Annotated in this window: 12 protein-coding genes; 7 read left to right on the top strand and 5 right to left on the bottom strand. The window is 73.2% G+C overall.

Annotated elements, in window-relative coordinates:
• Positions 1-10 precede the first annotated feature (10 nt).
• Together ACGF3A_RS17420 and ACGF3A_RS17415 are read right to left on the bottom strand one after the other, a co-directional pair.
• Positions 11-451, bottom strand: a complete 441-nt coding sequence (locus tag ACGF3A_RS17420) for a Dabb family protein (RefSeq protein ID WP_393730525.1) — start codon at positions 449-451, stop codon at positions 11-13.
• Between the two features lie 201 nt (positions 452-652).
• The gene (locus ACGF3A_RS17415) at positions 653-934 is read right to left on the bottom strand and encodes a hypothetical protein (RefSeq protein ID WP_393730524.1); all 282 of its coding nucleotides are present in this window, start codon (positions 932-934) and stop codon (positions 653-655) included.
• A 170-nt stretch (positions 935-1,104) separates the two neighbouring features.
• On the opposite strand from ACGF3A_RS17415, the gene ACGF3A_RS17410 reads away from it, so the two are divergent.
• On the top strand, positions 1,105-3,345 hold the full coding sequence (locus tag ACGF3A_RS17410) for a hypothetical protein (RefSeq protein WP_393730522.1): 2,241 nt from the start codon (positions 1,105-1,107) through the stop codon (positions 3,343-3,345).
• Between the two features lie 104 nt (positions 3,346-3,449).
• Entirely contained in the window at positions 3,450-3,989 is a 540-nt protein-coding gene (locus ACGF3A_RS17405; RefSeq protein WP_393730520.1) for a dihydrofolate reductase family protein, read from the top strand.
• A gap of 26 nt (positions 3,990-4,015) precedes the next feature.
• Here ACGF3A_RS17405 and ACGF3A_RS17400 read toward each other — a convergent pair whose 3' ends face one another.
• Positions 4,016-4,984: a PstS family phosphate ABC transporter substrate-binding protein gene (locus ACGF3A_RS17400; protein WP_393730518.1), complete on the bottom strand. Its 969-nt coding sequence runs from the start codon at positions 4,982-4,984 to the stop codon at positions 4,016-4,018.
• Positions 4,985-5,188: 204 nt separating this feature from the next.
• On the opposite strand from ACGF3A_RS17400, the gene ACGF3A_RS17395 reads away from it, so the two are divergent.
• The 3 genes from ACGF3A_RS17395 (at position 5,189) to ACGF3A_RS17385 (ending at position 6,969) form a co-directional block, all read left to right on the top strand.
• Positions 5,189-5,866, top strand: a complete 678-nt coding sequence (locus tag ACGF3A_RS17395; RefSeq protein ID WP_393730516.1) for a TetR/AcrR family transcriptional regulator — start codon at positions 5,189-5,191, stop codon at positions 5,864-5,866.
• 32 nt (positions 5,867-5,898) lie between these two features.
• Positions 5,899-6,408: a nitroreductase family deazaflavin-dependent oxidoreductase gene (locus ACGF3A_RS17390; protein WP_393730514.1), complete on the top strand. Its 510-nt coding sequence runs from the start codon at positions 5,899-5,901 to the stop codon at positions 6,406-6,408.
• A 99-nt stretch (positions 6,409-6,507) separates the two neighbouring features.
• Positions 6,508-6,969 carry a GNAT family N-acetyltransferase gene (locus ACGF3A_RS17385; protein WP_393730738.1) on the top strand — a complete coding sequence of 154 codons (462 nt, stop codon included), beginning with the start codon at positions 6,508-6,510 and terminating at the stop codon, positions 6,967-6,969.
• 3 nt (positions 6,970-6,972) lie between these two features.
• On the opposite strand, the gene ACGF3A_RS17380 is transcribed toward ACGF3A_RS17385, so the two are convergent.
• The gene (locus ACGF3A_RS17380; protein ID WP_393730512.1) at positions 6,973-7,806 is read right to left on the bottom strand and encodes an SAM-dependent methyltransferase; all 834 of its coding nucleotides are present in this window, start codon (positions 7,804-7,806) and stop codon (positions 6,973-6,975) included.
• A 160-nt stretch (positions 7,807-7,966) separates the two neighbouring features.
• Here ACGF3A_RS17380 and ACGF3A_RS17375 point away from each other — a divergent pair, with 160 nt between their 5' ends.
• Together ACGF3A_RS17375 and ACGF3A_RS17370 are read left to right on the top strand one after the other, a co-directional pair.
• Positions 7,967-8,941, top strand: coding sequence for an ATP-binding cassette domain-containing protein (locus tag ACGF3A_RS17375; protein WP_393730510.1), 975 nt, complete (start codon positions 7,967-7,969; stop codon positions 8,939-8,941).
• Positions 8,941-9,762, top strand: a complete 822-nt coding sequence (locus ACGF3A_RS17370) for an ABC transporter permease (RefSeq protein ID WP_393730508.1) — start codon at positions 8,941-8,943, stop codon at positions 9,760-9,762. The genes ACGF3A_RS17375 and ACGF3A_RS17370 overlap by 1 nt, the downstream gene beginning before the upstream one ends.
• Here ACGF3A_RS17370 and ACGF3A_RS17365 read toward each other — a convergent pair.
• Entirely contained in the window at positions 9,744-13,136 is a 3,393-nt protein-coding gene (locus tag ACGF3A_RS17365; protein WP_393730506.1) for a BTAD domain-containing putative transcriptional regulator, read from the bottom strand. The genes ACGF3A_RS17370 and ACGF3A_RS17365 overlap by 19 nt on opposite strands.
• Positions 13,137-13,188: the final 52 nt, after the last annotated feature.

Below are 13,188 nucleotides of genomic sequence, written 5' to 3'. Positions count from 1 at the left end.
GTCCGCGGCGTCACTCCGTACCGCCCTCCGGTCCTCCCTCCGGCCCTCCCTCCGGCACACCGCTGCCCTCGTACGAGCCGAGGCCGTCGATGAGCGCGACGAGTGCGGGGTCGCCCGCGAAGCGCTCGGCGTGGATCTCGCGGATCCGCGCGCCGATCTCCGGGTCCTCGTCGTCGGTGAGGTCCTGGGAGATCATGTTCCGCACGAGCGGCAGGCCGATCCCGTCGACGTGACGGTGGAGCGGGTCGTACATGTACGCCCGGTACGCCGCGATGTCCTTGACCGCGAACAGGGCGCCGTACTCGAAGTCGCCGCCGAAGTCCCGGCCGACCGCCCAGTGTTCGACGGCATCGATCTCGCGGCCCATCCTGCGCAGCGCCCCCAGCGCCTCCTCGACCTTGTCCTGGGGTGCGTCGGGCCGCATGGCGAGACGTATCTGGTGGTAGATCATGCCGGTTTCCCTCCCAAGTCGCGGGTGGCGCACGCTCATTGCGGCACCACGCTCTCGCTTTAGTTATACACCGTAACTGTCACTAGAGGCCATCGCAAGACAGCAGGACAGGGAGTCCCTCACACGCCAAAGCGCCGCCGCCGCGCTCCCGGGAGGAGTCGCGGCAGCGGCGCGTACCGGCTGATGCGGGCGCGAGGGGCGCTACGACCGGTAGGGTCCCCGGCCGAGGTCGCCGGGGCCGATGAGCGGGCGGTCGATGCCGGTCTTGTCGGCGAGGGAGGCGGAGCGCTGGGCGAGGGTGTTCGCCGCGCTGGGCAGGGCCATCCCCGCCTTGCTGCCGACGTGGGAGGCGTTCCGCACGACGTCCTCTCCTCCGTCGTTCGCACATGCGACACCGCTGCCGCCTGCCAGGACGAGTGCGGTGACGACACCGGTGACGGTACGGCGCACGACGGGGCCTCCTGAGCTCGGGAATTCGGTCATGCGCCCACGATCCCCCAGCCGTCCCGCGGCCCCCGGACGACCACGCCGGACTTCACCCCAAGGAGGTCGGACGGCGTCCACCCAGGAAGATCGAAATGCCAATCGGCACAGGTAGCGCTTAGTGTGACGGCCGGTCGTAGAGGTCTTGAACCGCAGGGGAGAGTGTCGTGGTGGGCGGTACCGCAGCGCCGGACGAGCGCAAGGTGCCCTCGGCCGCCGGGTGGCGTAGCGAGCGGTGGGTGCGGTGGTGCCGCGTCCTGGCGGGAGTGCTGACCGTGCTGTGCGTGGTGGTCCTCGTGACCGCGGGCACCGTACGTTCCACGGCCCTGAGCCGTGGCTTCTACCAGGGGGTCCTGGACGACGAACGGGCGTACGACCGGCTGTACGACGAGGTGCTCGTCGACCCGGAGGCGCAGCCGGTGACGCGGAGCCTGCTGGCGCGGCTGCCCGTCCCCGAGTCCGTGATCACCGCCAACCTCAAGACGGTGCTGCCGCCCGCGACCGTGCGCGAGCTGACGGACGAGCAGATCGTCGCGCTCGTCCGCTATCTGCGGGGCGACGCCGACACGCTCAGCCTGTCGGTGGACCTCACACCGCTGATGGCCAATCTGGGCGGTCTCGGCGAGGTGTATCTGAGCAGCCTCGTCTCCGACTCCAAGGGGCGCGGCGAGGCCCAGCTCGACTCGGCGCTCAAGAAGCTCGACTCGGCGCTCGACGACGTCGCCGCCGGGCGCAAGCCCGACCTGCCGAAGGTGGACCTGGGGAAGAAGGACGCCGAGGACGGGGCCAAGTTGCTGCTCTCCGGTGTTCCGGAGAGCGAACGCGCGAAGCTGCGCCCGCAGGTCGAAGGGGCCCTCGCCGAGGGCGACGTGGCCACGGCTCTGGCCGCGGTGGGCCCGCATCTGCCGGGCACCACGGCGGGCAGCGGGGGCGACAAGGCGCGGCGGGACCTGATGAAGATCGCCGACGGCGGCCGGTGGAACGTGGCGGAGGACCTGGAGGCCTCGGGCGCCGACATCGGGGCGCTGAAGTCGGTGCGCGAGGTCACGCAGTTGGTCATGGGCCCCGTGCAGACGTTCGCCGCGGTCGTCGGCCTCGCCTCCGTGGTCTTCCTGTGGCTCTCCGGGCCGCGGCGCAGGACGCGGCGGCTGCGTGACCTCGGCGCGCTGCTCGCCGGGGGCGGTGTGCTGGCGGCGCTCGTGTTCCTGCTGGTGCGGTGGCGGACCGACGCGCTCGTGTGGTCGCCTCCGGCGTCCTGGCCGCCGTCGCTGGCCTCCCTGGTCGGGGACCTGGAGCGGACCGGCGTCCGCTCACTCGCCGACGCCGGACTGCTCGCCGCGCTGGTGCCGCTGGCAGTGGGCCTGCCGATGGCCGCCCTCGCCGTCGTGTGGGAGCGGCGTGCCGTGGGCCGCAGGTTCACGCCGCGTACGCGGCGAGCCCTGCTGACCGCCGTCGGCGCGGTCGTCACCACCATGATCGTCCTTGGTCCTACGCTGCTGCCGACCGTCGCGAAGGGAACGGACCGGGCCTACTGCAACGGCTCGGCCGCGCTCTGCGACGCCCGTTACGACCAGGCCGCGTACCTGGCGACGCACAACTCGATGTCCTCGACCGCCGAGCAGTTCATCAGCCCGCTCCAGGACGCCGACATCACCACCCAGCTCGACAACGGGGCGCGGGCGCTGCTGATCGACACCCACACCTGGGAGCGCCGCGACGAGATCGCCCCGCGGCTGAAGCTCTCCGAGTTCGCCCCGGAGACCCAGCGGCGCATCTCCGGGATCATCGACAAGGCGAGCCCGGCCGAGCCCGGTCTCTGGCTGTGCCACGCGATCTGCCGGGCGGGGGCCGTCCCGTTCGTCGAGTCGCTGCGCGAGATCGGCAAGTGGATGGAGGACCACCCGGACGAGGTGGTCACGCTGATCATCGAGGACGGCGTCAGCGGCAAGCAGACGGCGTCCGCGTTCCGCAAGGCCGGGGTCGAGGATCTGCTGTACACGCCCGACGACGACCCCGGCGCCGAGTGGCCGACCCTGGGCAAGATGGTCGACGAGGACAAACGGCTGGTCGTCTTCGCCGAGCGCGCCGACGGCCCGGCCCCCTGGTACCGCAACTTCTACCGGTACGGGATGGAGACGCCCTTCGCGTTCTCCAACCCCGGCGAGATGAACTGCGAGCCCAACCGGGGCGGCAAGGACAAGAATCTGTTCCTGATGAACCACTTCATCACCCACGGCGGCGGCAGCCGCATCGACGCCGCCGAGGTCAACGACAAGGACTTCGTGCTGAAACGGGCCCGCCGCTGCGCGTCCGAGCGGGGCCACCCGGTGAACTTCGTCGCCGTCGACTTCGCCAACCTCGGTACCGCGCGGGCCGCGGTCGACGCGCTCAACGCCGCGCGTACGTCCTGACCGGTCCCGACCGGCCCTGACCGCCGTACGGGCGATGAGTTTCCCGTACGGCCCGAGTCCGTACGGAGATGGCCGGACAGGCCCCGCGGGCAAGGAGGTTCGGCGTGCGGAAACTGGTGCTGAAGATGAACGTGTCGCTCGACGGGTTCGTCGGTACGGACAGCGGGAGCGTCGACTGGATCTTCCCCAGTCTCAGCGACGACGCGGCGGCGTGGCTGGCCGGGACGACGCTGTGGCAGGCGGGCACGCACATCATGGGGCGGACCGCCTACCTGGGTATGGCGGCCCACTGGCCGACGTCCACGGAGGTGTTCGCCGCCCCGATGAACGAGATCCCCAAGGTCGTCTTCTCCCGCACGCTCCAGGAGGCCGACTGGGCCGGGACGCGGATCGCCGACGGCGACCTCGCGACGGAGATCGCCCGCCTCAAGGAGGAGCCCGGCAAGGACATCCTGGCCCACGGCGGCGCGAGCTTCGCCCGTGCCCTCTCGTCCCTGCGCCTGGTCGACGAGTACCGCCTCATCGTCCACCCCGTGGCCCTCGGCACCGGCCTCCCCCTGTTCGCCGACCACTTGGACCTCACCCTGCTCAGCAGCACCCCGTTCACCGGCGGAACGGCGGCCCACGTCTACCGGCCCGCGTAAAGGAATCCTTGACAAGGCCCCGGTGGTCAGCCGGCGGCGGCCTTGAGCTTCTTCAGGTCGTCCCTCAGCTTGTCCTCCTGCTGGGAGTTGAGGGGGATGAACTGGGTGCCGGCCGTGATCTGGGCGTGGTGTTCGACGAAGTACTCGACGAAGTCCTCGACCTCCGGCCGCTTGAGGGCCTTGGCGGTGGGATAGATGAACAGCGGCCGGGACAGCGGCTTGTACGTGCCGTTCTGGACGCTCGTGACGCTGGGGACGACGCAGCCGTCGCCGCTGTCGATCATGACGGACTTGAGTTCGTTCTCGTTCTCCTCGAAGTAGGAGAAGCCGAAGTAGCCCATTCCGCCCCGGGCGCGGGAGACGCCCCGCACCGTGACGTTGTCGTCCTCCGTCGAGGTGTAGTCGGCGCGGGAGGCCCCCTCCGTGCCGTTGATGGCCTTGGTGAAGTAGTCGAAGGTGCCCGAGTCGGAGCCGGGTCCGTAGAGCTTGAGGGGCACGTCGGGGAACGACGGGTCGACCTGCTTCCAGCTGTGGATCCGGGAGCCGGGCTGCCAGATCTTCTTCAGCTGCCGGGTCGACAGGCAGTCCACCCAGGACGCCCTCTTGTTGACGACCACGGTCAGCGCGTCGTTGGCGACGGAGAACTCCTCGTACTTCACGCCCCGTTCCGCGCACGCGGCGCGCTCCTTGGCCTTGATCAGGCGTGAGGCGTCGGAGATGTCCGCGTGGCCCGAGCAGAGCTTCTTGAAGCCCCCGCCCGTCCCGGACGTCCCCACGGAGACACGGACCTTGGGCTGTTTCTCCGCGTAGAGCTCGGCGGCCGCCTTGGCCAGCGGGGCGACGGTGCTGGAGCCGTCCACCATGACCTTGCCGAGCAGCTCCTTGCCGTCGTCGGTTCCCGCCCCGGCGCTCCAGCAGGCGCTCAGTGTGAAGGTGGCGACAGAGGTCAGTACGGCGGCCCGGACGATTCCGCTCGGCCGCCTGGATGCGTTCACGTTTCTCGTTCCTTGCCCTCGGCCAACAGCAGACGGCCGGTGCGGTACGACAGCCGTGGGAGCCGCTCCCGGCCAGCACCTAGAGCGAAGTGTGGTCACACGAACGCCAGGTGTACGGGCCGTGTCACCGGGGCGAACCGTGGACGTGCGTCTCCGGTCTGTCCGATTTGCCATCGAGCTGAACACGCGTTTAGTCTACTAAACATGCGTTCAACCCCCGAGGACAGGACCACCCGCGCGGTCCTCCGCGACGAATCGCTCCGCCTCTTCGCCGAGAAGGGGCCGGAGAACGTCTCCGTGCGGGAGATCGCCGCCGCCGCCGGGGCCTCCCCCGGCCTGGTGCTGCACCACTTCGGCTCGAAGGACGGGCTCCGCGAAGAGGTGGACCAGTACGTGCTCGACGCGTTCGACCGGATGCTGGGGGCGATCACCGCCGACGGTGCGCGGGACCCCTCCGATCCGGCGGCGGCCGGCCGGTCGCTGGCCGAGGTGATGCTCCAGCACCTGCCGTCGGACTCCCCCATCCCGGCCTACCTCTCCCGGCTGCTGCTGTCCGGCAGCACCTCGGGACGGCAGCTCTTCGTCCGGCTCCACGAGCTGAGCCGGGCGACCCTCGACGCGATGGTGGAGGCTGGGCTCGCCGCACCGGGCCGGGACCCGGCCGTACGCGCGGCGGTCCTCATGGCCAACGACCTGGCCGTGCTGCTCCTGCGGGAGCACCTCACCGCCGTCCTCGACACCGACCCGCTGTCCGCCGAGGGGCTCGCGCGCTGGGGGCCCGAAGTGCTCGCGATCTACTCCGGCGGGCTCACCGCCGCGCCCGCCGCACCCGCCGCACCCGGTACGGACGGTGCGGACGGTGCTCCACACCCGCCCCGGTGACCCACCCGCCCCGCCCCCGAAGGAGGCCCGCCTTGGAGATCATCAAGCGCCCCGACCCGCCCACCGGCATCCGCCGTCTGCTGTTCCGGGCCCCCATCCACCTCTACCGCATGCGCATGGGCTGGCTCTTCGGCGGCCGTCTGCTCCTGCTGAACCACACGGGACGCGTCTCCGGCAAGCGCCGCCAAGTCGTCATCGAGGTCGTCGAGCACGACCGCTCCGACGGCAGCTACGTGGTCTGCTCCGGCTTCGGCCCCAAGGCCGCCTGGTACCGGAACCTCCTCGCCACGCCCCGGACCAGCGTCCAGGTCGGCCTGCGCACCCTCCCCGTCACCGCGCGTCCGCTCGGCACGGACGAAGGCGGCGACTTCATGGCCCGCTACGCGCCCCGTCACCCCCGGGCCGCACGCAAACTCGTCCGCTTCATGGGCTTCTCCGTCGACGGCACGACGGAGGACTACCGCGCGGTCGGACGCCAGCTCCCCTTCGTACGCCTCAGCCCACGCCAGGACCCCGACCTCGGCGCCGGAGGCGGCCATTAGGCTTCCGCCGTGGATCACGACACGAGGCACACGAGGCACACGAGGCAAGAGATACGGATCAGAACGGGTGGCCCGGCCGACGTGCAGGCCGTGGTCGGCATGCTCGACGGCGCCGTGGCCTGGATGAACGCGCGGGGGAACACCGAGCAGTGGGGCACGACGCCGTTCTCGGAGAAGCCCGGCGGGGTGGAGCGCATCGAGCGGTACACGACCGAGCACGAGCCCTTCGTCGCCGAGCTGGACGGCACGCCCGTCGGCTGCCTGGTGCTGGGGCACGGGCCCAGCCCGGAGATGCCGATCGCCGCGCCCGGGGAGCCCGAGCGGTACGTCCGACTGCTGGTCTCCGACCGGGAGTACGCCGGTCGCGGCATCGGCGCCGCCCTCCTCGGCCGGGCGGCGGAGGAGACACGGCGGGCCGGTGTGGAGCTGCTGCGGGTCGACTGCTGGGCGGGCGGCGGGGGCGAACTGGTCGCCTTCTACGAGCGGACGGGCTTCACGGACGTCGCCCGCTTCCTGTACGGCACGTGGCCGGGCGCTGTCCTGGAGCGGCGCCTCACCTGACGGCTACGGCAGACGGCCGATGCCGCCGTACCAGGAGACCTCGGCGTGCGACGGACGTTCGGACTCGGGAACGGTCGCGCGCCAGTCGGAGACGACCTGGACGCCGGGCTCGACGAGCTCGAACCCCTCGAAGAACCCGGTGAAGGCCGCGCGGTCGCGGAGGGTCAGCGGAACGCCCTGGGCCCGGTAGGCCGTCTGGACACCGAGCGCGGTCTCGGGCGAGATCTCGGCCGTCGAGTGCGAGAGGACGAGCACGCTGCCGGGGGCGACGGCCTCGCGCAGCCGCGCGACCAGCCCGCGCGGGTCCTCCTCGTCGGAGACGAAGTGCAGGACCGCCACCGCGAGGAGGGCCACGGGCTCGCGGAAGTCGATGAGTTCCCGCGTCCCGGCGTGCTCGACGATCGCGCGGGGGTCCCGGATGTCGCCGCGGATCACGGTCGTCCGCGCGTCGGCGGCGAGCAGCGCGTGCCCGTGGGCCAGGACGAGCGGGTCGTTGTCGACGTACACGACGCGGGCGTCCGGGACGTGGCGCCGCGCGACCTGGTGCACGTTCTGGGCGGTCGGCAGGCCGGAGCCGATGTCGAGGAACTGGCGGATGCCGGTCTCCTCGACCACGTGGCGCACGGCGCGGCCGAGGAAGGCGCGGTTCTCCCGCGCCGCGGTGCCCAGCGTCGGGAACGCCGCGACCGCCGCGTCCGCGGCCTCCCGGTCGGCGGCGAAGTTGTCGTGGCCCCCGAGGAGGTAGTCGTACATGCGTGCCGAGTGCGCCTCGCCCGCCCGTATCCCCTCGCCCCCGGCCTCGTACAGCCGGGCCACCTCGTCACCGGCGTGCGCCATGATCCCTCCCCAACTCGCGGATCTCGCCTCGCGGATCTCGCACGGTAGATGACCCTCCCCGGCCCGTGGAAGCCCGCCGCAGCGCCGTGCCAGTGCGCGGTGCGTGGCGTGTGCGCGGCCGCTGCCACTCTCCTTCCCGCACGACCACGAAGGAGAAGTGATGACCTACGCGTTCCAGGCCGAGGGCCTGGTCAAGCGGTTCGGCGCGACGACCGCGCTGGACGGGATCAGCCTCGCGGCCCGGCAGGGCACCGTGCTCGGCGTGCTCGGTCCCAACGGCGCGGGCAAGACCACCGCCGTCCGCATCCTCGCCACCCTGCTGCGGCCCGACGCGGGCCGCGCGACGGTCGGCGGGCTCGACGTCGTCCAGGACGCCGAGGCGGTGCGCCGGACGATCGGGCTCACCGGCCAGTACGCCTCGGTGGACGAGGACCTGACGGGCACGGAGAACCTCGTGCTCATCGGGCAGCTCCTCGACCTGCGTACGGCCGCGGCGCGCTCCCGGGCGCGCGAGCTGCTGGCGCACTTCGAGCTGACCGAGGCCGCGGGGCGGCAGGCGAAGACGTACTCGGGCGGCATGCGGCGCCGCCTCGACCTGGCCGCCTCCCTGGTGGGCAGGCCGGACGTCGTCTATCTCGACGAGCCCACCACGGGCCTGGACCCGGTGCGCCGCGAGGACATGTGGGGCATCGTCCGCTCGCTCGTCGCGGACGGGGCGACGGTGCTGCTCACCACCCAGTACCTGGAGGAGGCCGACGCGCTCGCCGACGAGATCTCCGTCATCGACCGGGGCCGCGTCATCGCCCACGGCACCCCGGCGGAGCTGAAGCAGCGGGTCGGCGGCCGCCATCTGGAGCTGCGGCCGCTGGACGCCGGGACGCTGGCCCCCGCGGCCGGGATCCTCTCCGCGGCCACCGGGCACGAGCCGGAGTCGCCGGGGCGCGGGGTCCTCACGGTCCCGGTCGAGGACGACGGGGTGCTGGGCACGGTCGTACGGCGGCTGGAGGAGGAGGGGATCGCGGTCGCGGAGCTGGCGCTGCGGCTGCCCGACCTGGACGACGTGTTCTTCACGCTGACCGGCCACGGGGCCGCGCAGGAACAGAAGAAGGACCAGGAGAAGGGGGAGGCGGCCTGATGACGAGCACGCTGACGGTTCCGGAACGGACGAGGCCACCGCGCCGGGCGGACGGACGGCGTCCGTTCCCGCTGGCCCGGCACAGCGTCGCGCTGGCGCGGCGCAGCCTGACGAAGACCCTGCGCACGCCCGAACAGTTGCTGGACGTGACCATGCAGCCCGTGCTGTTCATCGTCATGTTCGTCTATCTGCTGGGCGGCGCGGTGGCCGGGTCGACGCACGCCTACCTCCAGTTCCTGCTGCCGGGGCTGATGGTGATGAACGTACTGTTCGCCTCCGTGCAGACGGGGATCAACCTCAACGACGACATCAAGAAGGGCGTCTTCGACCGCTTCCGGTCCATGCCCATCGCCCGCTCGGCGCCGCTGATCGGCTCGGTGCTCGGCGACGTCATCCGGTTCGTGGTGACGATCGTGGTGCAGCTCGGCTTCGGCTACGCGGTCGGCTTCCGGATCGGCACCGACCCGCTCTCCGCGCTGGCCGCCTGTCTGCTGGTGATGGCCTTCGCGTTCTGTCTGAGCTGGGTGTTCGTGCTCATCGGCATGCTGGTGCGGGAGCCGGGCGCGGTCCAGGGCATCGGGTTCATGGCCCTGTTCCCGCTGACGTTCGGCACCAACGTCCTCGTACCGGCCGACACCCTCCCCGGCTGGCTGCACGCCTGGGTCGACGTCAATCCGGTGACCCAGGCCATGGAGGCGTCGCGCGGCCTGATGGTCGAAGGCCCGGTCGCCGCCCCGGTCCTGGCCACGGCGCTCTGGGGCGCGGGCATCCTCGCCGTCGCCTTCCCCCTGGCGGTACGGGCCTACCGGCGCCGCGCCTGACCGGCACCGGGGCCGGGGACGGGCCCGCCGGACGGCGTGCCGCCCCGGGTCCCGGCCGCCGGGCCGCTCTTGGCCGCCGGGCCGCTCCCGGCCGCCGCGTGGAGCAGGGCGAGCGCCTCCGGCTGGGTGCGTGCCGCGCCGCGGGCGTGGGCCGGTGCGAAAGCGTCGCCCAGCGCGCGGCGCAGCCGCGCGGTGAGCCGTTCCGCGTCGGGCTGCGCGACGCCGCCGACGCCACGGACGACATCGGCGGCGCCGAGCAGCTCCGCCGCGTACGCCGTCTCGCCGCGGTGCGCGGCGAGGTCGGCGAGCCCGACGCCGACGAGTGCGGCGATCGGCATGTCCCGGGCGCGGCCGACCGCCTCGGTGGCCGCCGCCAGTTGGCGTGCGGCCGCGTCGAGGTCGCCGCGGGCGCACTCCAGGTGGCCCATGCCCGTGTGGAGGAGGGCGCTGAGCTGCGGTACGGCCTGCGGCACCATGCCGGGGCCCTCGCGCCAGGTGCTCAGCGCCTCCTCGTACCACCGGGCCGCCGCCGGGATGTCGCCCTCGCGGCGGGCGATGTCGCCGAGGGCGCCCCGGCAGATGACGACCACGTGCGGAACGCCCTCCCGCAGGGCCGCGCGCAGCAGGTCCGTCAGCTCGGCACGGGCGGCGCCCGTACAGCCCGCGCGGGCGTCGAGCTCGGCGAGGCGTACGCGCAGCTGGCCGATGTCGTTCCGGGCCCGCAGCTCGCGCATCAGCCGCAGCGCCTCCTCCAGCGCGGCGCGGGACTCCTCGATCTCGCCGGTCAGCGCCTGGTACTCACCGAGCTGCGTCAGGCTCATCGCGAGCCCCCACCGGTCGCCGACGGACCGGAACCCGTCGGCCGCCGCGTCCAGGTCCTCCCGGAGCCCGGCGGCGTACCCCTTGTTCTCGCGGAATGCGGCGCGCATCAGCCGGAGCATCGCGCGGGTCCAGGGGTCCGGGTGGTCCAGCCTGGCCTCGATCAGCGCGATGCCGGTGTCGTCGTCCTCCGTGAACATCGCGACGCCCGGCTCCAGCGCCGCCAGCAGCGCGTGCCCGCCGTCCGCCGCCACCTGGGCCGCGAGCCCCATCAGCTCCTCGCCGGGGGCGGCGAGTTGCTCGACGCGGCCCGACGAGGCGCTGTTGATCATGTAGAAGGCGAGGGCGACGGCGCGCAGCTCCGCCGAGGACGGGCCGGGCACCTCCAGCACGAGCCGCAGCCACTCGGCGGCCTCGGCGTGGTGGCCGAGGATGCTCCAGTACATGCCGAGCGAGGCGCCCGTACGGACCGCGACGGCGGCGTCCCGGGTCTCGACCGCCCAGCGCAGGCCGGCGAGCAGATTGTCGTGCTCGGCGTCCAGCAGCGCGATCCACCGCAGCTGCCCGTGCGCCCGCAGGTGCGGGTCGGCGGCCTCGGCCAGCTCCACGAAGTACGCCGCGTGGGCGGCGCGGGCCTCGTCCAGCGCCCCGGCGCGCGCCAGCCGTTCCTGGCCGAACTCGCGGATCGTCTCCAGCATCCGGTAGCGCGGCCCGTCCTCGGCGGCGATGTGCAGCAGCGACTTGTCCGCCAGCGCCGCCAGCAGGTCGAGCGCCGCCGTCTCGTCCATGCCGCAGACTCCGGCCACGGCGGCGGGGGTAGCGCCGCCGGGGAACACGGACAGCCGTTCGGCCAGGCGCCGTTCCTCCTCGTCGAGCAGCTCCCAGCTCCAGGCGACCACGGCCTCCAGCGTGCGGTGGCGGGGCAGCGCGGTGCGCGATCCGGTGGTCAGCAGCCGGAAGCGGTCGTCCAGGCGGGCGGCGACCGCGCCGAGCGGCAGCGAACGCAGCCGGGCCGCGGCCAGTTCGATCGCCAGCGGCAGCCCGTCGAGGCGACGGCAGATCTCGGCCACGGCCGTCGCGTTCGCGGACGTCACGGCGAAGCCGGGGCTGGCCGCGCGCGCCCGGTCGGCGAAGAGGCGCACCGCCGGGGAGTCGTGCGGGTCGGAGGAGCCGCGGTCGTCGTGGGAGTCGCGGGAGTCCGGCGCGGCGTCGGCGGCGTCGGCGGCGTTCGGCGGGAGGCCGAGCGGCGGCACGGGGCACAGTGCCTCGCCCGCGATGCCCAGCGGCTCCCGGCTGGTGGCGATCACCCGTAGCAGGGGACAGCGGCCGAGCAGCTGCTCGGCGACGTGCGCGGCGGCCGCGACGACGTGCTCGCAGTTGTCGAGGACCAGGACGGCGGGCGCGGCGGCCAGTGTGTCGGCGACCCGGGTCAGCACGTCCTGGGGCGCCTGATGACGGAGGTCCACGACGGCGGACTGCCGGGCACCGAGGGCGCCGAGCACGGCGAGGGGCACGTCGTCGGCGCCGGTGACGGGGGCCAGTTCGGCGAGCCATACGCCGCCGGGCAGGTCGTCCGTCACAGAGCCGGCCTCAGTTCGAGCTTCGGGGTGGGCGAGCAGGCTCGTCGCCACGGTCGTCGCCAGCCGGGTCTTCCCCGCTCCGCCCGGCCCGGTGAGCGTGACGAGGCGGGCGCCCGTCAACAGTTCGCGCACCCGGCGCAGTTCGCCGTCCCGCCCGACGAAGCTGGTGAGCGGGGCCCGCAGATTGGTGGGGGTCTCGTCCGGGGCGGGCGCCGCGCTCTCCTTCCGACCGCTCGTACCGCCCTCGCCGCGCAGGACGGCCAGGTGCGCGGCGCGCAGTTCGGCGGAGGGGTCCATGCCGAGTTCACCGGCGAGCCGGGCGCGGAACTCCTCGTACGCCGTCAGCGCCTCCGGCTGCCGTCCCGCCGCGTCGAGGGCTCTGACGAGCAGGACGCGCGGGCGTTCGCGCAGCGGGTGGGCCTCGGTCAGCGCCTCCAGCCCCGGAACGGTCTCCGCCGCCCGGCCCGCGGCGAGCCCCGCCTCCAGCCGGTCCGTGACGGCCTCGACGCGCAGCTCCTCCAGCCGGTGCGCGGGCCCCTCGGCGAACGGCGCGCGGGCGACGTCCACCAGCGCCTCCCCGCGCCAGAGCGCGAGCGCGTCGTCGAGCAGGCGTCCTGCGGCGGCGGGGTCACCGGAGCGGAGCGCCCGGCCGCCCTCGCTGGCCAGGTGTTCGAAGCGCACCGCGTCGACCGTGTCGGGCGGTACGGCCAGACGGTACCCGGCGGGTCCCCCGTACTCGACGACTTCCGGCCGCCCGAGCGCGCGGCGCAGCCGGGAGACCAGCGACTGGAGGGCGTTCCCCAGGTCGGCGGGCGGCTCGCCCTCCCACAGCCCGTCCGCGAGCGCGCCGGTGGCGACGTACCGGCCGGGGTCGAGCGCGAGCCGGATCAGCAGCGCGCGGAGCCTGCTCCCCGCGACCGCGACCGGCGTCCCGCCGTCCGAGACCTCCAGCGGACCGAGAACACCTATGCGCACGCCGCCAGCGTCTCACAGCCCCGGCGACGGGCCCCGCGGTGTGCGGGCCCGC

The organism is Streptomyces sp. NPDC048172 (assembly GCF_043202595.1).
GTDB lineage: Bacteria > Actinomycetota > Actinomycetes > Streptomycetales > Streptomycetaceae > Streptomyces.
This window is presented reverse-complemented; position numbering and strand designations above follow the sequence as displayed.